At 72.7% G+C, this 20,673-nt stretch carries 16 protein-coding genes; 10 read left to right on the forward strand and 6 right to left on the reverse strand.

From position 1 onward, the window contains the following. The first annotated feature begins 464 nt into the window (after positions 1 to 464). Positions 465 to 935, forward strand: a complete 471-nt coding sequence (locus WMF20_RS39455; protein ID WP_437606911.1) for a response regulator — start codon at positions 465 to 467, stop codon at positions 933 to 935. A 45-nt stretch (positions 936 to 980) separates the two neighbouring features. Here WMF20_RS39455 and WMF20_RS39460 read toward each other — a convergent pair whose 3' ends face one another. Continuing rightward, positions 981 to 2,006: an aromatic ring-hydroxylating oxygenase subunit alpha gene (locus tag WMF20_RS39460; RefSeq protein WP_129579113.1), complete on the reverse strand. Its 1,026-nt coding sequence runs from the start codon at positions 2,004 to 2,006 to the stop codon at positions 981 to 983. 77 nt (positions 2,007 to 2,083) lie between these two features. On the opposite strand from WMF20_RS39460, the gene WMF20_RS39465 reads away from it, so the two are divergent. Beyond that, positions 2,084 to 3,127, forward strand: coding sequence for an AraC family transcriptional regulator ligand-binding domain-containing protein (locus tag WMF20_RS39465; protein ID WP_437606912.1), 1,044 nt, complete (start codon positions 2,084 to 2,086; stop codon positions 3,125 to 3,127). Positions 3,128 to 3,155: 28 nt separating this feature from the next. Here WMF20_RS39465 and WMF20_RS39470 read toward each other — a convergent pair whose 3' ends face one another. Then, the gene (locus tag WMF20_RS39470; protein WP_437606913.1) at positions 3,156 to 4,349 is read right to left on the reverse strand and encodes a hypothetical protein; all 1,194 of its coding nucleotides are present in this window, start codon (positions 4,347 to 4,349) and stop codon (positions 3,156 to 3,158) included. A 391-nt stretch (positions 4,350 to 4,740) separates the two neighbouring features. On the opposite strand from WMF20_RS39470, the gene WMF20_RS39475 reads away from it, so the two are divergent. The 4 genes from WMF20_RS39475 (at position 4,741) to WMF20_RS39490 (ending at position 11,194) form a co-directional block, all read left to right on the forward strand. Continuing rightward, positions 4,741 to 5,298 carry a CAP domain-containing protein gene (locus WMF20_RS39475; RefSeq protein ID WP_437606914.1) on the forward strand — a complete coding sequence of 186 codons (558 nt, stop codon included), beginning with the start codon at positions 4,741 to 4,743 and terminating at the stop codon, positions 5,296 to 5,298. 79 nt (positions 5,299 to 5,377) lie between these two features. Further along, positions 5,378 to 6,562 (forward strand): acyl-CoA dehydrogenase family protein, encoded by a 1,185-nt coding sequence (locus WMF20_RS39480; RefSeq protein ID WP_437606915.1) that lies wholly within the window; start codon positions 5,378 to 5,380, stop codon positions 6,560 to 6,562. 212 nt (positions 6,563 to 6,774) lie between these two features. Beyond that, complete coding sequence (locus tag WMF20_RS39485; RefSeq protein ID WP_437606916.1) at positions 6,775 to 8,829, forward strand: M3 family metallopeptidase; 2,055 nt, start codon at positions 6,775 to 6,777, stop codon at positions 8,827 to 8,829. 487 nt (positions 8,830 to 9,316) lie between these two features. Further along, on the forward strand, positions 9,317 to 11,194 hold the full coding sequence (locus WMF20_RS39490) for a PEGA domain-containing protein (protein WP_437606917.1): 1,878 nt from the start codon (positions 9,317 to 9,319) through the stop codon (positions 11,192 to 11,194). 98 nt (positions 11,195 to 11,292) lie between these two features. On the opposite strand, the gene WMF20_RS39495 is transcribed toward WMF20_RS39490, so the two are convergent. After that, positions 11,293 to 13,194, reverse strand: coding sequence for a hypothetical protein (locus tag WMF20_RS39495; RefSeq protein ID WP_129579120.1), 1,902 nt, complete (start codon positions 13,192 to 13,194; stop codon positions 11,293 to 11,295). A 1,146-nt stretch (positions 13,195 to 14,340) separates the two neighbouring features. Continuing rightward, positions 14,341 to 14,517 carry a hypothetical protein gene (locus WMF20_RS39500; RefSeq protein ID WP_159397796.1) on the reverse strand — a complete coding sequence of 59 codons (177 nt, stop codon included), beginning with the start codon at positions 14,515 to 14,517 and terminating at the stop codon, positions 14,341 to 14,343. A gap of 155 nt (positions 14,518 to 14,672) precedes the next feature. Between WMF20_RS39500 and WMF20_RS39505 the strand changes: the two genes are divergently transcribed. After that, positions 14,673 to 15,002, forward strand: coding sequence for a PilZ domain-containing protein (locus WMF20_RS39505; protein WP_020740063.1), 330 nt, complete (start codon positions 14,673 to 14,675; stop codon positions 15,000 to 15,002). Positions 15,003 to 15,422: 420 nt separating this feature from the next. On the opposite strand, the gene WMF20_RS39510 is transcribed toward WMF20_RS39505, so the two are convergent. Further along, a complete protein-coding gene (locus WMF20_RS39510; protein ID WP_437606918.1) occupies positions 15,423 to 18,134 on the reverse strand; it encodes a hypothetical protein in 2,712 nt (903 codons plus the stop codon). A 16-nt stretch (positions 18,135 to 18,150) separates the two neighbouring features. Beyond that, positions 18,151 to 18,756: a 5-formyltetrahydrofolate cyclo-ligase gene (locus tag WMF20_RS39515; protein ID WP_129579121.1), complete on the reverse strand. Its 606-nt coding sequence runs from the start codon at positions 18,754 to 18,756 to the stop codon at positions 18,151 to 18,153. A 346-nt stretch (positions 18,757 to 19,102) separates the two neighbouring features. On the opposite strand from WMF20_RS39515, the gene mscL reads away from it, so the two are divergent. The 3 genes from mscL to tnpB all read left to right on the forward strand — a co-directional run bounded on the left by mscL (position 19,103) and on the right by tnpB (position 20,493). Further along, on the forward strand, positions 19,103 to 19,552 hold the full coding sequence (mscL, locus tag WMF20_RS39520) for a large conductance mechanosensitive channel protein MscL (RefSeq protein ID WP_129579122.1): 450 nt from the start codon (positions 19,103 to 19,105) through the stop codon (positions 19,550 to 19,552). 186 nt (positions 19,553 to 19,738) lie between these two features. Further along, entirely contained in the window at positions 19,739 to 20,152 is a 414-nt protein-coding gene (locus WMF20_RS39525) for a helix-turn-helix domain-containing protein (protein ID WP_129575099.1), read from the forward strand. After that, positions 20,149 to 20,493 carry an IS66 family insertion sequence element accessory protein TnpB gene (gene tnpB, locus WMF20_RS39530; RefSeq protein ID WP_165374362.1) on the forward strand — a complete coding sequence of 115 codons (345 nt, stop codon included), beginning with the start codon at positions 20,149 to 20,151 and terminating at the stop codon, positions 20,491 to 20,493. Before WMF20_RS39525 ends, tnpB begins: the two co-directional genes overlap by 4 nt. Positions 20,494 to 20,673: the final 180 nt, after the last annotated feature.

Consider the following 20,673-nt stretch of genomic DNA (forward strand, 5'->3'; position numbering starts at 1 on the left):
CATCTCCGGAGCCACCTCAACCTGGGTCGGTTCCGAGCGACCGCCCCAACCTGGGTCGGTTCCGACCGACCGCCCCAACCTGGGTCGGTTCCGAGCGACCGCCCCAACCTGGGTCGGTTCCGACCGACCGCCCCAACCTGGGTCGGTTCCGAGCGACCGCCCCAACCTGGGTCGGTTCCGACCGACCGCCCCAACCTGGGTCGGCTCCTGGCCCTCACCTCAACCCGGGTCGGTCGGCCCTCGCGCCCCAACCCGGGTCGGGCCGCCCCCCAACCTGGGATGGGCCGCCCCAACCTGGGTCGGGCCGTCCCAACCTGGGTCGGTTCCGGCCGCCTCAGCCTGGGTCGGTTCCTGGCCCTCACCGTCGGTCCCGCCGCCGCCCGCGGCACGCCTCAACCCGGGTCGGTCCCGCCGCCGCCCGCGGCACGCTGCCTGCATAGGGGACCCGTCGAAGGAGACCCCCCATGATCCCCGTGCAGCTCCGCGAACGTGCCTGGTCCCCTAGCGTGCCCCCTGAACCCCTGCCGAGCCTCCACCCCGTCGCGACGCCCGTCCGCGTTCTCCTCGCCGAGGACGACCGGGAGCTGCGGCTGCTGCTCGCCACCGCCCTCCGTCGCGACGGCTACCAGGTCCTGGAGGCGCGCGACGCCAACCACCTCCTCGAGCTGATGGGCAACGCGCTGGTCTCCGGCGGCGGCGCCACGACCGACGTCGTCGTCAGCGACATCCGCATGCCGGGCAGGAGCGGCCTCGATCTGCTCGCCGGGCTGCGCCGCGACGACTGGGCGACCCCCGTGGTCCTCATCACCGCGTTCGGAGACCCGGAGACCCACGCCGAGGCCTACCGCCTGGGCGCCGACGCCGTGCTCGACAAGCCGCTCGACGTCGACGACCTGCGCGTCGTCGTCCAGGCCCTCGCCTCGATGCGCGGCTGACGCGCCCCGCGGCCGCGCCCGCCGCCGCCACCTTCGCGCCGCGCCTCACCCCGCCTCGACCGGCAGCCGGCGCGGCTCCCCCTCCCGCTGCGCCTTCAGCCGCGCCCGACGCATCTTGTGCCACGCGAGGATCCCCGCGTCCGCGCGCACGAAGCGGCACGCCTCCAGGTCCGCGTCGCGCGGCTCCGACGACGCCAGCATCCGCTCGTCCCCCGGCTGGATCAGCCGGAACTCCATCAGCAGCCCGAGCCGCGCAAGCAGCCGCCCGATCGCCGGGACCGGCACGTAGTACCGCCCCACGATCGCCGTCCGCCCCGCGTCGATCGGCGCGCACCCCACCACCCCCACCACCAGCTTCCCGAACGAGAGCCGCAACGCCCCCGGGAAGCGCACCTCCATCTCGAACTTCCACCCCCGACGGCCGTCCCACGGCTCCCCATCGTCGTGGCGGAGCACCCCCATCGCGTGGATGACGTCGCCCTCCACCCGCACGTCGTAGGGGTCCAGCAGCGCGCCCATGCCCGGCACCCAGGGCCGGTGCGCGAACGGCGCGTGATGGAGATCGAGCATCCCCTCCATCGCCCGCGCGAACGGCACATCCCAGTCCAGCGACGCCGTGTGGGCGTGCCGCTCGTCGGCCGGCAGCCCCTCGAACCAGGGCACCGGCGGCAGCTCGTCCGGCCGCTCGCCCCAGAAGAGCCACACGAAGCCCCGGTGCTCGCGCACCTCGTAGCGCGTCAGCGCCAGCGTCTCGGCCACGCCGCGCGCGCTCGCCCCGCGCCCCTCGCACGGGATCGCCACGCAGCGCCCGTCCGAGGCGAACCGGAAGCCGTGGTACGGGCACTCGATCGCCCCGTCCACGACGCGCCCCAGGCCGAGGTCCGCGCCCCGGTGCGGACAGCGCGCCCGCGCCGCGACCAGCGCGCCCCGCTCGTCCCGGAACAGCACGATGCGCGTCCCGAACCGCTCGACCGTGACCGGCCGCTTGCCCACGCGCGCCGCGTTCGCGATGATGTACCAGGCGCCCTCGACGAACCCGCCGCGCCCTTCCTCGATGCCGTGCCTTCGCATGATGCGCCTCCGATTGCCCGGAAGCCTGAGGCTCCCTCGGCGGACGGGCAGTGACAGCGCGCGCCACAAGGGCTGACATGCGGCGCCAGCCCGCCCGGGCCCCAGCGCGCGCGCCGACGATCTGGGCCCGCACCGCCGCGCAGCTCGCCGACCACGCCGCGCAGCGCGGGGCCGACCGCGCCGCGCTGCTCGAGGCCGCGGGGCTCCCGGCCGCAGCGCTCGCCGATCCCGACGCCCGCGTCCCGCTCGCGGCCTTCTACGCGCTCGTCGAGGCGGCCGTGACGGCCGTCGCCGATCCGCACCTCGGCCTCGACTTCGCCGGGCGCTTCCAGCCGGAGCACTTCGACGCCCTCGGCTTCCTCGCCATGAGCAGCCCCACCCTCGGCGAGGCGTTCCACCGGATGCTCCGCTACCAGCAGGTCTGGAATGAGGGCGAGCGCTACACCCTGGAGATCCGCGGCGGCGCTGCGCACGTCGCCTTCGCGCCGTTCGGGCCCGATCGGCCAGCCCACGGCCAGGTGGCGGAGATGTTCGCGTTCGACGTGCTCGTGAACGCCGGCCGCATGTGCGGCGGCCCGATCCAGGCGGTCGCGGTGCGCTTTCGCCATGCGCCCGCCGGCGATCCGGCCGAGAAGGCGCGGCGGCTCGGCTCGCCGGTGCGCTTCGGGGCGCCGCAGACCGAGCTGGTCCTGCCCGTCGAGGCGCTGGCCCGGCCGCTGCCCCACGCCAACGAGGCGCTCGCCGCCTTCCTGGAGCGCCACCTGCAGGTCATCGCGGCGAGCCTGCCGGGCGCGACGCCGTCCGCGCTGTCCGACCGCGTGCGGGCGCTCCTCGGCGAGCGGCTGCGCGAGGGGGCCGACCTGGGCGCGCTCGCGGCGCGCCTGCGGATGAGCCCGCGCACGCTCCAGCGCCGCCTCGGCGACGAGGGCACGTCGATCCACGCCCTGCTCGACGAGGTCCGCCGCGGCCGCGCGGCGGCGCTCCTGGAGGCGGACATGGCGATCGGCGAGGTGGCCTACCTGCTCGGCTACTCGGAGCCGAGCGCGTTCCACCGGGCGTTCCGGCGCTGGACCGGCGCGACGCCGGAGGCGTTCCGCGCGCGGCGGCGCGGGCCGCGGTGAGCGGCCCGCGCCGCCGCCGCGCGCGCGCTCACTCGTCGCCCGCGGGGGCGATCCTGAGCTCGGCCATCACCTTGGTGCTGGCCGTGAGGCTCGCCTCGATGTTCTCGACCGCCTGCGTGATCGCGTTGGTGGCCGGGATGATGCACGCCCCCGCCTTCACGCTGCCGGTGACCGCGCCCTCGAGGTTGCCTGAGGCCGCGACCACGGCCTCGGCGCTGTCGAGGAGCAGCCGGCCGCGCGCCTGGGCGGCGACCAGGAGCCGCGGCAGGTTCGTCTTGAGGGTCGTGATCACCGCCTCGACGTCCTCCCCGCCCTCGATGTTGACCGCGGGCTCCCTGCAGCTCGCCCTCGCGCTCGCGCTCGCCTCACAGGAGCCGTTGCACTTCACGTTCGCCCTGCAGTCGACGGACGGCTCGCTGAGCTGGGCCCTGCACTTCGGCGCCTTGAAGTCGACGTCGCACGTGCCCGAGCAGTCGGCGTTGCATTGCACGTTCGCGCTGCCCTCGAACGAGCACGAGCCGCGGCACTGGCCCGTGCATTTGCCCTTGCACTCGCCGCGGCACTCGCTGCCGGCGGGCTGCCCGCCGCACTCCGCGTCGCACGTGCCCTCGCACGTGCCCTCGCACGTGCCGTCGCAGTTGACGGCCAGGTTGGCCGAGCCCTCGCAGGTGCCGGTGCACTGCCCCTCGCACCGGCCCGAGAGCTGGGCAGGATTGCAGCGCGCGATGATCTCCGCCGGGGTCAGCTGGCACTCGGCGTTGGCGTTGCACCTCGCCTCGCAGTTCGCCTGCACGCTCGCGTCGACCGTGCAGCTCGGCGGCTGGACGGAGATCGACAGATCGGCCGCCGCCTCCCCGATCGCGTCGATGGCGAGCTCGCACCACTGCGTCGCCCGCTCGCTCGGCTTCGTCGCCGTGACCGTCGCCGCGTCCGCGCCGAGATCCAGCGCGATCGCCTGACAGGCGCCGCTCACGTCGGCCACGATGGAGCCCGCGGCCCCGGTGAAGTCGGACACGGACTGCATGAAGGCACCATAATCGAGCTCGGCTTCGCCCTCGAGCCCCCACTGCACCGTGGCGAGATCGGCGCCTGGCGTGAAGTCGCGACAGCAGAGGTCATTCTGCAGCTCCGCGGCCTTGTCACACCCCATGACCGGAACGACGGAGAGCGCCGCCAGCGCCAGAGGGAATGTCGCGATTCGCCACGTCAGACGGATGTTCATCAGGAAACTCCTTGGTTCTTTGTCGGGGGCGCATCCGGTGCCGGATCGCCGCGGCGGCGGCGAGAGCCCACGTGGGCGGCCGCTCACCTTGATGCTCGGGCGACAGCCGCCGCCGAAGCAGGGCGACAATAACTCATGAACCGACCCGGCTGACAAGGCCCATCCTGCGGAATTGTTGCCGCTCTCGGCGTCACCTTAGGGCGAGGCCCGTCAGCACGCCAGCAAGGCATGACGTGATCTGTTGATGTGCGACTCGCCGCGGGCAGGACGCCTGGATGCGGCCGTCCAGGGGCGCTCTCGGGCGCGCCGTGACACGGCACGTCGTGGTTCACATATAGCCATCCTCGAATAGCCGTTGCAGAGCTAGGCCGAGCCGTAGGACAATGCCCCCGTGACCACGCTCGGCCCACGGCTCCCCCGAACCTCGCGGCTCTCTCTCGTCCTCGCCCTGACGGCCGCGTGCAGCGGCTCGTCCGACGACGAGGGCACGGCGGGTCAGGCCGCCGGCGAGCCGCGCGAGATGGCCGGGATCACGGCGGCCCACAACACGGCGCGCGCCACGGTCGATCCGCCCGCCGACGATCCGCTCCCCAGGCTCACGTGGTCGCCCGAGATCGCCGCGGCGGCCCAGGCCTACGCCGACGGGTGTGTGTTCGGCCATAGCAAGAGCAGCTACGGAGAGAACCTCTATGCCACGAGCGGCGCCGCGGTCTCGCCGGAGGAGGTCGTCGCGGCGTGGGTCGACGAGGCCGCAAACTACGACCTTGCGAGCAATTCGTGCAGCTCCACCTGCGGCCATTACACGCAGGTGGTCTGGGCCGACTCCGTGCGGCTCGGCTGCGGGGTCGCCGATTGCTCGGGCGACTCGCCGTTCGGCGGCGGGTCGTGGCAGCTCTGGGTGTGCAACTACGACCCTCCCGGCAACTTCGTCGGCGAGCGCCCCTACTGAGGTCCGCGCGGGCGGTCGTGGACGGCGCGCCGCCCGCGCGTCCTCCCCGCCCCTCGCCCGCTCTGGTATCGCACGAGCGATGGACTTCGGATGGACCCCTGCCCAGCGCGCCGTCCACGACCGCATGCGCGCCCTCGGCGCCGAGGCCGACGCCGCGGCGCCGGACGACCGCATGCGCGTCCTCGCCCGCGGCGGCGCCCTCGGCCTGCCGATCGCCCGCGATCTCGGCGGCGAGGGCCTCGACCTCGTCACGACGGCGCTCGCCTACGAGGGCCTCGGCGCGACGCTGCGCGACGGCGGCGTCCTGCTCGCCGCGGGGGCGCACCTCTTCGGCGTGGCGCTCCTGCTCGCCCGGGTGGGCACGCCCGCGCAGCAGCGCGCGTGGCTGCCGCGGATGGCGACCGGCGAGCGCATGGCCACGGTCGCGGCGACCGAGGCCGGCGCCGGCTCGGACGTCGCGTCGGTCGAGGCCACGGCCGACCGCACCGCCGCAGGCTACCGGCTCACCGGCGAGAAGCGGTACGTGACCTGGGCCGACCGGGCCGACGTGTACCTCGCGATCGCGCGCAACGGCGGCGACGACCGCGCCGGCGGCGCGCCGGCGCGCGGCCTCACGGCGCTGCTCGTCCCCCGCGACGCCGCGGGCGGGGCGACCGCGTCCGGCGCTCCCGCCGACGCGGCGGCCCACGGCGCGGCGCGCGTCCGCCCGGGCGCCCCGCTCGCGACCGCCGGCCTCCGCGGCGCGCGGCTCGCGCCCGTCTCGTTCGCCGGCTGCGAGGTCGGCCCCGACGCGCTCCTCGGCCGCGCCGGCGCCGGCCTCGCCGTCTTCCAGATCGCGATGACCTACGAGCGCGCGCTGATCCTCGCCTTCCGCCTCGGCGCCATGGAGCGCGCCCTCGGCGAGGCCGTCCGCTTCGCCCGGGAGCGCGCGATCGGCGGCCAGTCGATCGCGCGCCACCAGGCCGTCGCGCACCGCCTCGCGCAGATGAAGCTCCGGCTGGAGACCTCGAGGCTGCTCGTCTACCGCGCCGCCTGGGAGCTCGACCAGGGCCACCGCGGCCAGGCCGAGGCCGCGCTCGCCAAGTGGCACGCGGCGGACTCGGCCGTGCAGTCCGCGCTGGACGATCTCCAGCTCCGCGGCGGCGCCGGCTACCTCGAGGAGAGCGGCCTCCCCTCCGCCGTGGACGACGCGCTGGGCGGCAGCATCCACTCGGGGACGTCCGACGTGCTCGCCACGATCGTCGCGCGCTGGCTGGGCGTCTAGCGCCGCCCGCCGGAGCTCCGGCCTCAGACGCCCCGCCCGCCGCGTCCGTCCACCGACGCCCGGATCGCCGCCCCGCGCCCCGGCGGCTTCGCGCGCCCGGCACTAGCCAACCCCCGCGGACGCCTTTACCAAGGGAGGGCTGCGCGGACCGGCCGAGGGTGCCGGCGCCGCGCCCCGTCCGTCGGCCCCCTCACGCCCAACCAGGAACGATCATGACCGAAGCGACCGACAATCCCCTGCTCTCTCTCGGCTTCGAGATCCCGTTCGATCGCATCCGGAGCGAGCACGTCGAGCCCGCGGTACGCGCGCTGCTCGCCGACGCCCGCGCCCGGCTCGAGGCGCTCATCGCGACGCCCGGCCCCCGCACCTACGACAACACCCTCGCCGCGCTCGAGGCCGTCACCGAGCGGCTCGACCGCGCCATGAACGTCGTCTCGCACCTCGAGTCGACGTCCACCACGCCCGAGCTGCGCGCCGCCTACAACGCCGTCCAGCCGGAGGTCAGCGAGTTCCTCAGCGGCATCGCCCTCAACGAGGGCGTCTACGGCGCGCTCAAGGCGTTCGCGGCCACGCCCGAGGCCGGGTCGCTCACCGGCCCGCGGCGCCGCTTCTTCAAGAAGACCCTCGACGACTTCCGCCGGAGCGGCGCCGAGCTCGACCCGCCCGGCAAGAAGCGCCTGTCCGAGATCGACGTCGAGCTCGCGACGCTCACCCTGCGCTTCTCGCAGAACGTGCTCGACGCCACGAACGCCTTCGAGTTCGTCGTCGAGGACCCGGCCCGCCTCGCCGGCCTGCCGCCGAGCGCGATCGAGGCCGCCCGCCAGAGCGCCCAGGACAAGGGCGTCAAGGGCTACCGCTTCACGCTGCAGGCGCCGAGCTACATCCCGGTGCTCACGCACCTCGACGACGCCTCGATCCGCGAGCGCTTCTACCGCGCCTACAACACGCGGGCGACCGAGGGCGATCACGACAACCGCCCGCTCATCCGCCGCATCCTCGAGCTCCGCCGCGAGAAGGCGGCGCTGCTCGGCTACGCGACCTTCGCCGACCTCGTGCTCGAGGACCGCATGGCCAAGACGGGCGCCGAGGCGCGCCGCTTCGTCGCGACGCTGCGGGAGCGCACCGAGCCGGTGTTCGCCCGCGAAAAGGAGGAGCTCGCCGCCTTCCGCCGCGAGATCGAGGGCCCGGGCGCGCCGCCGCTCGAGCCGTGGGACGTCTCCTACTACGCCGAGAAGCTGCGCCGCGCCCGCTACGACTTCGACGACGAGGCGCTCCGCCCGTACTTCCCGCTGGATCGCGTCGTCTCCGGCCTGTTCGAGATCGCCCACCGCCTTTACGGCGTGCGCATCGTGTCCTGGCAGGACGCGCCCGCGTGGCACCCCAGCGTCCGCGCCTACCGGCTCCTCGAGGCGGACGGCGCCCAGAGCGCCGCGTTCTACCTCGACTTCACGCCGCGCGAGCAGAAGCGCGACGGCGCCTGGATGCACGGGCTCGTCACGGGCGCGCCGAGCGACGGCGGGCGCGCGGCCGGCGAGGACGCGCGGCACCTCGAGGTCCTGGCGGGCAGCTTCACCCCGCCGGTCGGCGGCCGCCCCGCGCTGCTCAACCACCGCGAGGTCGAGACGCTGTTCCACGAGTTCGGGCACATGATGCACCACGCCTCCAGCCGGGTGCCGATCCGGAGCCTCGCCGGCACCAACGTCGCCTGGGACTTCGTCGAGCTCCCCTCGCAGATCATGGAGAACTGGTGCTGGGAGCGGGAGGCGCTCGACCTGTTCGCGCGCCACCACGAGACGGGCGCGCCGATCCCGGACGACCTGCTCCAGCGGATGCGCTCCGCCCGCACGTTCCGCGCCGGCGCCGTGACGATGCGGCAGCTCGGCTTCGCCGAGATCGACCTCGCGCTCCACGTGGACTGGACCCCCGAGCGCGGCGACGTCGTCGAGTTCGCGCGCGAGGTCCTCGCGCGCTACTCGCCGGTCCCGCTGCCCGAGGGCTACGCGATGATCGCCGGCTTCTCCCACCTCTTCTCGAGCCCCGTGGGCTACGCCGCCGGCTACTACTCGTACAAATGGGCCGAGGTGCTGGACGCCGACGCCTTCTCCCGCTTCCAGGAGGAGGGCCTGTTCAGCCGGAAGGTGGGCGACGCGTTCCGGAGCCAGATCCTCGCGCTCGGCGACACGCAGGACCCGATGGATCTCTACAAGAGCTTCCGCGGCCGCGAGCCCACCCTCGACGCCCTGCTCCAGCGCAGCGGCCTCGCCTGAGCCCCCGGGGCGGCCCCTCCCGGGGGTCCGCCCGGCGCCGCGCTCTCCACGGCCTCCTCCCAGAGCCCGCGCGCTCGTTTTCTTAACCGGTTCATATCAGCGTCCGTGTCCGGGCGCGGGGCGAGCGATGCTGCGGCCGTCGTCCTGGCGTGTCCGAGGCGCGGGCGTGAGGCGGGATGGCAATCCTTGCCGTGCCTCTGCTGTTCAGCGCTGGCAAACTTTGCCAGGGCGGCAAGGCTTGCCTCTGCAGGCTGGATCCGTGGGCGAGCTCGATGGCGCGGCAGCCGCTCGTGCGCCGCGCTCGGCGCGTCTCGCCGCCCGTCGTCGCAGGAAATGCCCCTCGCGCGGCGGGGCGGCACGCCGGTTGCGATAGCGCCCTGCCAGCCGCGCTGCCACGGGCGCGGCTCGCCTCACGGAGGCGGGCCGCGCAGGACCGGCGCGAGGCGGAGCAGCACCAGCGCTCCGCCGATCCAAAGGAGATCATCGAATGCGACGTTTACGTTTCATGATCACGACCTCGTGCGCGCTCGCGCTCGCTGCCTGCGTACAGGGGACCAGCACGGACGAGCCGTTCGTTGATGAGGTGGGGCAGGCCCTCGTGAACCCGGCGTCGGTGCTCGGGTTCGAGAGCATCGCAGACTGGACGGCCTCCGGCGCCGTGAAGAGCGCGAGCGCCGATCACTCCGAGGGCACCTCCGCGCTCGCCCTGCGGAACTTCAACTTCGTCGAGCTCCAGTCCGTGCCGCTGACCACCGTGTCGGGCGTGACCTCGACGATCGCCTTCGACCTGAAGCCGCCGGTGTCGCCCGGCTTCGGCAACGCGCAGCTCGTCGTGAACATCCCGTCCCAAGGGGTGCACAGCGTGTGGTTGGGTCAGGTGAACCTCGCCGGGCTGCCCGCGGGCACGTACAGCCCGATATCGTTCAGCCTGCCGGCGAGCGTCGTCAGCGCCCTGAGCAATACGTACAGCGATCTGACGTTCAAGATCGTCCTGAATGTCCCGCAGACGACGACCGATTACCTGGTCGACAATCTCCGCTTCGTGGGCGGCGCGCCGGCCGGCCATTCCAAGGTGGAGCTGCGCGTCTCGAGCGCGGACGACCGGCTCGTCCTTTACGTGAACGGCCTGCAGCGGAGGATGTTCCACAGCGCCGATCCGAGCATCGGCCAGCGCATCGACGTGAGCGACTGGTTCGGGAGCGGCGACAACGATCTCCGGATCCAGACCCTCAACACCGAAGGCCCGACGAGCTACGGCGTCGAGGTCTGGGTCGACAACCAGCGCGTCGTGAACGCGACGTGCCCCGCGACCCTGTGCAACGGCCAGGAGGTGCGGCAGGGGATCGTGGCGGATCGGACGTTCTCCGTGGACACCCCGAACCGGCCCGCGCTCCAGCCTGTCACCGTGACGGCGACGAGCTCGCAGCCCGGCAAGGTGTACGTGAACGACGTTTACACGGGGCGCGCCACGCCAACCACGCTCTCGCTGCCGCCGGGCAACTACACCATCGGCGTCGGGCTCGGCACCCAGTCGCCGCCCTACGACTACACGGGCTCTTATCGGGAGCAGAGCGTGACCGTCGGCGCGTCGCCCATGACCGTCGACGTCACCGCGAACCCGCCACTCGGGATCCAGGAGGACACGCGCATCGGGATCCTGCCCATCCGGAGGAGCATCAACTACCGCGCGTCGCTCGGTGGAGCGGACCCGTCGAACGTCGGCGTGCTGTCCGAGGGCGACATCGAGAGGCTCTTGACGCAGGCGAGGGCGACCAGCGCCAGGTGGCTCGAACCGCTGTCGTACGGGCTCGCCAAGTGGACCGTCGATGTCCTGCCCACCGTCGAGGACGTGCCGATCTACGAGCCGAACCACGATGGGTGGGACACCGGGCGCTTCCAGAGCGAGAACCCGACCGCGCACCTGCTCTCGGACTACGACATGATCGTGCTCTACATCCCGCAGCACCGGGCCGACGGATCGTTGGTGCATGATGAGAGCAACCTCGCGTGGGCTTGGGACGACCGGTATCTCGCGATCCCCACCACCTACACCGGCGAAGGGATCGGCGTCCCGAACGCCGGGCTCCTCCACGAGGTGATTCATAACTACGAGGGGTACAACCGCAACGTGCTGCGCTCGTACAACGGGATCCACGGGCTGCACGGCAGCTCGAACCACGGTTATTACGACGGTTCCAACGGCGAGCACAACTTCGTGTACTTCTATCGCCACTTCCTCCGCGGTCAGGTCGCCGAGTTCGAAGCCATGCGGCCCGATCAGGACTGGCCCTCCATCGGGGCGACCTCGGGGAGCCTCTACCTCGGCGTCTTCCCGGTCCTGCGCCACGGCTTCAACGTGCGGTGACGTAGCGCGGTCCGCCCCCCCGGGGCGGGCCTCTCAGCAAAGCAAAAGGAGGAGGGGGCCCCGGCGCTCATCCCACCGGCCGCCCCCTCCCGAGGGGCTCACTTCATCGAGAAGTTGCACGCCGAGAGCGACGCCGACCCCACCGTCTGGGTCATCGCCCAGTTGTTGAGCGACCGGATCTGCGCCTGCTCGGTCCTGAACGCGTACCGGTACGCGAGCCGCACCTCGGCGCCGTTCTTCGGCTGGATGTACACCGAGTACAGCCGCGACGCCGTCTCGACCACCATCCGCACCGTGTACGTCGTCCCGGCCGAGTACGGGAACACCGTCGCCGCCTCGTACCTCGATCCGTTCCGGACCCGGACGTTGCCCTGCTCGTCGAAGATCACGATCGCCGCGAGCTCGGTCCACTGATCGGCCGCGCCGCTCGACAGCCCGACCACCCCGTCGATCTTCGCCGCGCTCGGCGTCACGTCCCACGTCGCCGTGAAGGTGCCCCACTGCGTCGTCAGCGGCGTGTTCACCCACTCGCCAGCCTTCACCGTCGGGCACGACGGCGCCGGATTCGGCGTGGTCGGCTCCGAGGGCGTCGGCGTCGTCGGCTCCGTCGGCGTCGGCTCGCTCGGCGCCGTCGTCGTCCCCGAGCCGAGCTCGAAGGCCCCGATGTCGACGGCGCCCACGGCCGTCCGCCGCGGCGCGCTGCCGACGGCCCCGATCACCCCCTTCGGCGGGTGGAAGAGCGGCATCGCCAGCGGCGACGGGAACGGGCGCCCCGAGATCCCCGACGTCTGGCTCACGCCCGCGTTGCGGAGCGGGCTCGACGGCAGCAGCGTCACGTCGCGGTTGGCGACGCTCGCGAAGCCCGGATCGGCCACGATCAGCGTCCCCGCGAAGCCGGAAGGCACGGTCGTGCCCGTGGGCACCGCGTTGTTGACGCCCTTGATCACCGGGCTGCCGGTCGCCCACTTCGCGTCGTCGCGGAAGACCTGGACGCTGCCGCCGCCGACGCGGTGGAAGACGTTGTTGTGCAGCTCGATGCTCTCGATCCCATCGAACAGGTGGATCGCCGCGTTCGACCCCTGCATCAGCAGGAAGGTGTTGTTGACGAACCGGTACCGCCCCTTCGTGTCGCCCGTGCCGTCGCCGCCGACGCGCACCACGTACTGCGTGTGCGTCTTGCGGAAGACGTTGCCGACCACATCGGAGTCCTCCCGCGCGAGCCCCGGATCCTGCCCGTCCGGACCGATCAGCTCGAGGTCCTTGTAGAGCCCGCCCTCGATCCAGTTATAGTAGATCTCGTTCCGCTCCGCGCGGGACTTCACCGCGTTGCCGCCGTTTGCGTCGTGGACGTAGCTGTGCTGCATCCGGAACACGGCGCCCGGATACGCGCTCTCGTCCGTGGCCATGTAGATCGGGTGCTTCTGCGTCCCGTTCCCGCACTTGTAGACCTCGACGTACTCCAGCGTCAGCGAGCCCGAGTCGCTGTCGGCGCCGAGGATGCCGTGCGCAGGACAGTCGTGGACCACCGTGTCGCGAATGGTCACGTCGTGACCATGGTGGAAAACGCACCGGGTCGTGCCGCCGGTCACATCGAACCCCTCGAGCACGACGTGGTTCGCGTTGATCTCGATGGTGTTGGTGCCGCCCTTGAGGACGGGGCGCTTCCCGGAGACGCGCTTGCCACGGATGGTGATCTTCGCGGTGGGCGTGCCCCCCTTCGTGATCCGGATATTGCCCGCGTACGTCGCGTTGCCGTCGACCTCCACGATGTCGCCCGGCTTCAGCTGGCCCACGACGTCGTTGAGGGTCTTGTAGGTGCGCGTGGGGCCGACAAGGAAGGTCGTGCCGGCGGCCTGCTCCCCCGCGCCCCAGTCCTCCGCGGTCACGTCCTCGTCGAGCGGCGCGCAGCCGGAGCCGACGATCGACATCGCCATCAGCGAGGCGATGAACTTACCGGCAGCGAACGACCGCGACCCAAAGCCTTGAGAAATCGAATGCATGGCTTTTTCTCCCCCGGCGTCGTCGAACCCCTGCGGTGAACAGGACCGTAACGGCCGAAGGCTACAGGGGGCAGAAGCGAAGCCTCCCGCTGTAGACCCTCGCGCCGCGAACCATCGGTGCAGACCATTCAGCACCAGAGGGGCGGATACCGGCGCTCTCGTGAGACAACTTATTCCTGGATTGGAGCAAAGGGTCAAGACGAAATGCTTTCGCAAATCAAACGATCGGCCAATTAGGTCGCACACCTCAGCCGCTTTTCACATCAAGGTTGCAAAAATTCGATGCAAAACTGCAATGCGCAGCTCGTCCGCTGATGTGAGGAATGTAGAGCGATGTGCCCGCTCGCCCGCTCTTTCATGGTCAAAATCCCGTGGAATTGTGGGCCAACATGCACTGCGACCGAAATATCCATTCGCTCCAACGACCTCTGCCTACCTCTCCCCGCATCTGTCGCGCTCGCGGGCGACGTCCACGCCGCGCTGGTGCGGTGTTCTTCGCCGGAGCGCGCCGCGATTGTCGCCAGCGACGGGCGGCGCGGTGGTCGCGCCGATCTCATCGCGCCCGCATGGGAGCAGCGCCTTTCACGCTTCGAGCCGCTGCCGCGGCGCCTCGAGCGCGCGCGGCGGTGCCACGCGCGCCGGGCGCTCCTTCCGCGGCGACGCGGCTTTGCCCAGCGCGCCTCGGCGCTCGCGCAGCGGAGTCATTCGCCGATCCGATCTCCGGGGAGAGATTCCATTGCGGCGCTCGCAACCTCGCGTGGGCGTCGGCTCATTCGCGATTCGACGAGGCGCCGCGCGTTCGGCCGGCGGCCGCGCCCGTTCCCGGGGAATCCGAGCGCGCTCGCCGGTGCGTTCTCGCCGGCGAGACCGAGGCGACCGTGCGGGAGATCGCCGAGAGGCACGAATGAGCGGTGTTCGACGACGAGATCCGGCGCGTCCGCGCGACGGCCGCGTCGTTGTTCATCGCGCCGCCGCCGCCAGCCACGGGAAAGTAAGCCGCCGGCCTCGCGGGAAAACTGAACGGGTTGGCAGGGATACGGAAAAGGATGAATCGGGCTCAGGAGGAGATCTCGCTCCCTTTCGGGAACTCCCGTCTTCCTCCTGAACTCGGGGCGTCCGGCGGGCCGAGCGGGGGCCGGGGCGGGCTCAGCGCCTGCCTTTGAAGCCCATCATCTGCTGCACCACCGCCTCGCTCTCCTCGGCGATCGCGCCTTCCTGGGCCGCGCGATCGGCGCAGTCCTCACAGACCTTCTTCTTTTTGCTTCCGACCTTGATCGTCTTGAGCTCGTCGACCTCGCTGTCGCACTCGCGGCACGTGGGCATCGCCGACCTTCCTTTCGCCCCGCCAGCATATCGCACCCGCGGCGGGATCGCGCCGCCGCGCTGCGGGGTGCCGGCGGGGCTCGCCCGCCCGATGTTTGGCCCGGACGAGCCGCGCGACCTACGCTCGGCGCCTCACGAGGACCCAGGAGGAACGCATGGATCGCAGGCAGGGCGCGCGCGCCCAGGTCGACTTCCCCGTCTCGGCGCTCGTCGACGGCCACAGGCACCGGTGCCGCGCGATCGATCTCTCCCCGACCGGGATGGTCGTCGAGCGCACGCCCGGGCTCGCGGGCCGGGCGCTGCCGGCGGTCACCCCGTTCGAGCTCGACCTCGGGGTCGGGCGCCCCATCCGGCTGCGCGCCCGCCCGGTCTGGGACCGCGACAACCTGCTCGCCGTCCGCTTCGTGGTCATGAGCGACGCCGACCGGCTCACGATCGCCGAGCACCTCGACGAGAGAGCGCGGCGCCGCGAGCCGCTGCACTAGCTCCGAGCGTCAGCACGGAGCTGGCCGGCCCGCCCCCGACGCAATGCGCGCCTGCAAGGATGAAATCGCAGGAGTGCAACGCGAGGGAATGCGCCCGGGACATCTATGCGATTTCGCAGCGAATTTTGAGCTTCTCGCGGTGGCATGCGAGCTGCTAATTCATAGGGCAGCGTTGCTGGTGCGGCCTCTCCCCCCCCGGGCCCCGGCGACGCTTTTTCTTTTTGTCGCTCGCCGGATCGACGGGCCGCTCGGCGCTCGGTGACGCCTCCGCCAGGCGCCGAGCGCGCCGCTGTGCGAGGGGGCGCGCCGCTGCGTGGGGGAGCGCGCCGCTGCGGAGGGGAGCGCCGCGCTGCTGCGTAGCGGCGCGCGACGTGGGGAGCGCCGCCCACATAGCCCCGCGCTACGTGGGGAGCGCACGCGCTACGTGCGCGGCTCCCTGCGCCGGCGCGCGGCGGAGATCGACGCCCGCGGCCACTTGGCGGCAGACCGGCGCAGCTCGTCGAGCGCATCCTCGGGCAGGCGCGGCACGCGCGGCACGCGCGGCACGCGCGGCTCGCGCGGCTCGGCGGCGCGCGGCTCCCCAGGGCGGGGCTCGGCGGCGGCCGGCGCCGCGGGGCCCGGCTCGCCGGCGCAGGGCTCGGCGGCGGTCAGCGGCTCGGCGGGGGCGGCCGGGCGGGCGCCCAGGTACGGCCAGAGGCTCTCGCGGATGGGCGCCGGCAGCACGTTCTCCAGGTACTCGAGCGCGGTCCCGCGGAGGTGCGCGTCGTCGGCGTGGAGCGCCCGGTAGGCGATCTCGAGCGGCTCGCGCTCAAGGCAGAGCGAGAGCACACGGAAGACGTGCTCCAGGCTGCGGCTCGTCCGCTCGACCAGCAGGCGCGCGGCCAGGGGCGCCTCGGCCGGCGGGGACGCGTTCGGGGGCTGGGCGTCCCACACCCGGCGGTCGATCTCGATCTCCCGCATCGCCGCCGCGATCACGTCGTCGCGGCGCAGGTGGATCGGCGCGCGCTGCTGGAGCAGGCGCGCGAGCGCCACGCCGCACTGGTAGCGCACCTCGAAGCGCTCGTCGGCGAGGCCGAGCATCAGCCCGTCGGCGGCGCGCTGGGTGGGGCAGGCCTGGAGCACGCGCGGGATGCGGCGCCGGACGGCGAGGCTCACGGCCGGGTCGAGCAGCGCGTCGAGGAGCTGGCCGGTCGCGCGGGGGGCGACGGCGCGGAGCGCGCGGATCGCGTCCGAGATGAGCCCGTCGCGCTCGAGGAGCGGGAGGAGGTGCGGGACGAGGGCGGGGTCGGGCTCCCGGGCGAGCGCCCGGCGGACGCGCTCGGGCTCGCCCGAGCGGAGGTCGGCGACCGCCGCGAGCACCGGGTCGGACGAGAGCGCGGCCGACGCGGAGCGCGCCGACAGCGGCCCCTCGGCGATCTTGCGCTCGCCCGCCGGGGCGCGCGGCCCGTCGCCGGGGGCGTGGGCGGAGACGGGCGGCCGGGCGGAGATCGGCGGGCCGGCGTACGAGATGCGCTCGCCGTCGCCGTGGGCGCGCCCGGCGTCGGCCCGCGCGGCCGTCCCCCGCCGGAGGGCGGCGAGCTCGGCGAGCACCTTGTCGCGGCTGAGCGCGTCGACGGTGCCGCTCAGGGTGCGGCGGGTGGTCGCGTCGACGACGTTCGCCGGGTCGAGCGAGACGGCGCCGGAGCGCAGGCTGCCCTCGAGCGCGGCGACGTAGCCCCGGTGGAGCCGCGGCGTGAAGAGCAGGGTGACGCCCGCGGCCGCCGTGCCGAGGCCGATGAGGAGCGGCAGCGACGCGTCCGGCGCGAGCGCGAGCAGGACCATGGCGAGGCCGCTGCCGGCCGCGGTGCCGATGCGGTCGAAGCCGACGTCGATGAGGGTCTTGATCGACCGCTTCTGGTCCGGGGGCAGGGGCGTGTAGAGCAGCTCGTAGCCCGACCGGAACAGCGAGTTCCGGAGCACCGCCTCGGTGGCGCGGACGATGGAGGCGGACCAGAGGCGCGGCGCGACCACGACGGAGAGGGAGCTCGTGAGGACGGCGGCCGGGAGGATGCCGATGGTGGCGGCGAGCCCGAGCCGGTCGAGCGAGAAGGTGGCGGCGAGCGACTGCACGAGGAACGAGAGCAGGCTGACCGAGAGGTGGAAGAGGGCGAAGAACGAGAGCAGCTCGTTGCGGTCGCGCATCGCGTTGGCGGCCTCGGCGCTGAGGGCCACGTCGAAGAGCGCGCCGCTGACGGCGCCGAGCCCGACGAGCAGGGCGAGGTCGCGCAGGTGGGGGCTCTCGCGCAGGGCGCGGAGGCCGGAGGGGCTGGCGGCGGTGGCGGCGGCGGCCGAGGAGGCGGCGGCGCCCGTGGAGGAGGCGGCGGCGCCTGAGGCGGCGGCGGCGGCGGTGCCGGCTGCGGCGGCCCCCGCGGCGGCGGTGCCGGCGGCGGCGGTGCTCGCGGCGGCGATGCTCGCGGCAGCGTCGGCGCCGGCGGTGCTCGCGGCGGAGGTGCTCGCGGCGGCGCCGGTGGCGGCGGTGCTCGCGGCGGCGCCGGTGGCGGTCGCCGCCGGAAGGCCGGCGCCGAGGAGGTAGGTCGCCAGGGCGGCCAGCCCGCTCAGGCCGGCGAGGGCGAGGAGCATGGTCGGGGCGTCCACGAGGTGGCCGGCGCGCCAGGCGAACAGGCCGCCGACGACGCCGCCGAGCGTGCCGCCGCCGGCGATGCGCCCCATGGAGTGGCGGGCGGTGTGGGGGTCGAAGCGCTCGTTGACGAGCGACCAGAAGGCGGAGATGAGGGTCGCGCCGAAGACGGCGACGTGCAGGTAGAAGACCAGGGCGGCGGCGCCGGGCGCGCGCAGGGCGAGGGCCCACTCCAGGCCGAGGAAGACGGAGCTCGCGGCGCAGGTGGCGGGGACGACGCGCGCGGGCGAGAGCTGCAGGAGGGCGCGCGAGAGCAGGAGGACCGCGGCGAACGAGAGCGCCGCGCCGGCGGCCATGACCTTGGGGACGTCGGCGGCGCCGAAGGCGGCGAGGAAGAGGGCGTCGCGGGTGGCCCGACCGGCGACCTGCTGGGCGATCATCGCGCCGGACGCGAGGGCGGCGATGAGGACGGGCCTTGCGCTGTCGGTCTCCCCTTCCACCTGGTTCTTGGGCACCGGTCCGTTGGGCATCCTAGGCGGGCTCGGCGGCGAGCACGCGGGCGTCGGTCACGATGGTCCCGAGCGGGACGTCGCCGTCGGTCGAGGGCACCTCGGCGATGAGCTGGAAGTCGAAGGCGACGCCGACGGCGTGCGCCGGGGGGCAGAAGCGCGGCAGGGTGCTGTCGTAGTAGCCGGCGCCGTAGCCGATCCGGTGGCCGCGGGCGTCGATCTGGAGGGCGGGGACGACGATGACGTCGAGCGCGGCGGCCTCCTCGTCGGCGGGGTCGGGCTCGCGGAAGCCGAGGCCGCGCTCCTGCATGGCCTCGGGGTCGGCGACGAAGCGGAAGGTCATCGCGCGCGACTCGGGGTCGATGGCGGGGTACGCGACCTGGACGCCGCGGGCGCGCAGGAGCGGGTCGAGTTCGCGGAGGTCGACCTCGTTGCGGTCCTCGATCGGGCAGAAGAGCGCCACGCGCCGGGCGGCGACGACCGCCGGGAGCTCGGCGAGGGCGCGGACGATGCGGCGGGAGCGCTCGAGGATGGCGTCGCGGGGGATGGAGTTGCGGACCGCCCGGGCGCGCTTCCGCAGCTCGGCTTTCGCGCGGTAGCGCAGGGCGGCCTCGGTATCGGGGTCCATGGTAGGGGTGGGTCCTCCGGGGGGCATCCTAGAGAGGCGAGGCGGGATCGGGGAACCGGTGTGTGAGAAATCGGCGGGGGGGTGGAGGGTGGGGCGAGGAGTGTGGCGGCTCTGCGGGGGGGTGGGGCGAGGCGGCGGGTGCGGTAGAGGGGGCTGACGGCGGGCTCTGGGGCCGGGAGGCGATGAGCGCACGGACGAGCTCGGTGGCACCGTTTGTGCTCGGCGGCGCCGGCCGCGTGGACGGCGTGGACAGGGAGGCTGTTGGCAGCGCCGAAGTTGCGATAAAGCGGTGACCGAGCCGGAGTCGCCAGTGCGAGCCGGTGCCCTCGGCGATGGGAGGTGAGCGATGTTCTGGGATGATTTCAAGAAGTTTGCGATTCGTGGCAACGTCGTCGACATGGCGGTCGGCGTCGTGATCGGCGCGGCGTTCGGCAACATCGTCAAGTCCCTCGTCGATCACCTGATCATGCCGCCGATAGGCCTGGTGACGGGCGGCATCGACTTCAGCCGGCACTACATCGTCCTGAAGGCGCCGAGCGGGCCCGGCCCCTACGCGAACCCCGACGAGATGGTGAAGGCGGGCGCGGTCCTCCTTCAATATGGCCAGGTCATCAACAACCTGGTGAGCTTCTTCATCATCGCCTTCTGCGTGTTCCTGCTGATGCAGCTGATGGGGAAGCTCCAGAGAAAGCACGAGGAGGCCGCGACGACCAAGGAGTGCCCCGAGTGCGCGATGACCATCCCCATCAAGGCGGTGCGCTGCGGGCACTGCACGGCGGCGCTGAAGGCGGCGTAGGGCCGCGGAGGGGCCGGCGGCGGGGGGTTGTAACCAAACAGGCTCAGGAACGCGCTCGTCCCTTCTTCGCGCTCACGCCCCGTGTAGCCGCTCCGCGGACCGCGTCTTTTCCCTAGCCAGCTTCGGTTGCACGCTACGCGACGTCTGATGAGGGCCGCGCCCTCGCCGAGCGAAGAGGAGCGAGCGATGCCAGGAAGCAGGGAGCTGGTGCAGCTGCGTGCAGAGATGTCGAGGTATCGAGAGCAGAAGAGCCGTGGGAAGTACCCGAGCGAGCTGCGGGAGCGAGCCGAGGCGTACGCCAAGGAGCGTTCCCTCGCGGGGGCGACGCCGACCGAGATCGCCACGGAGCTCGGTGTCCACAAGATGACCGTCGACCGATGGGTAGCTGGCGGTGAGCGCGCAGAGGAGGGTGCGTTGCCAAGAGCCACCCATGCGGCTCAGCATGTTCCGTTTCTCCCCGTCGTGGTGCGCCCGGAGCGCCGAGAAGCGCCGCCTGTGCGGCTCAACGTCGCATTTGCCGATGGGACGCGGATGCAGGTATGTGGGATAGGCGCGCGCGACCTCGTGGATGCGATCGAAGCGCTGCGGAGGGGACGGTGACCCCCGCGACGATAGCCGTCTATCTGGCGGTCGGTCCAGTGGACTTGCGTGGCGCATTCGACCGGCTCGCCGCGATCACCCGGCAGGTGCTGTGCCTGGACCCGGCCAGTGGCGCGCTGTTCTTGTTCCTCAACAGGAGGCGCAACCGGCTAAAAGCACTTTGGTGGGACCGCAACGGATATACGATTCTGTATAAGCGTCTCTCGAAGGGTGCGTTTGCTCTGCCCTCGTTCACCGAGGCCGACGGCAAGTGTATCGAGCTGTCAGCACAGGACTTCGCGCAGCTGCTCGCCGGTCTACCCGTGGAAGAGCTGGCAAGCCGCCGCCGGCTGGTCCACTGAGGCGTCTGCGCCGGCGCTCGTTCACCACGCTGCCGGCGCCAGCGCGGCCCGATGGCGGCCGGCGCAGCCGGATGCGGAGATGGAGCAGGGCGCGAGCTGCATCGCGCCCGAAGACCTCGCGGGAGCGCGGCGCCGATGGCGCACCACGACTGCCCTGCATTCCCGTCTTCGGCGAGAGAT

The organism is Sorangium sp. So ce834, from assembly GCF_051521425.1.
Classification (GTDB): Bacteria; Myxococcota_A; Polyangia; order Polyangiales; family Polyangiaceae; genus Sorangium; species Sorangium cellulosum_D.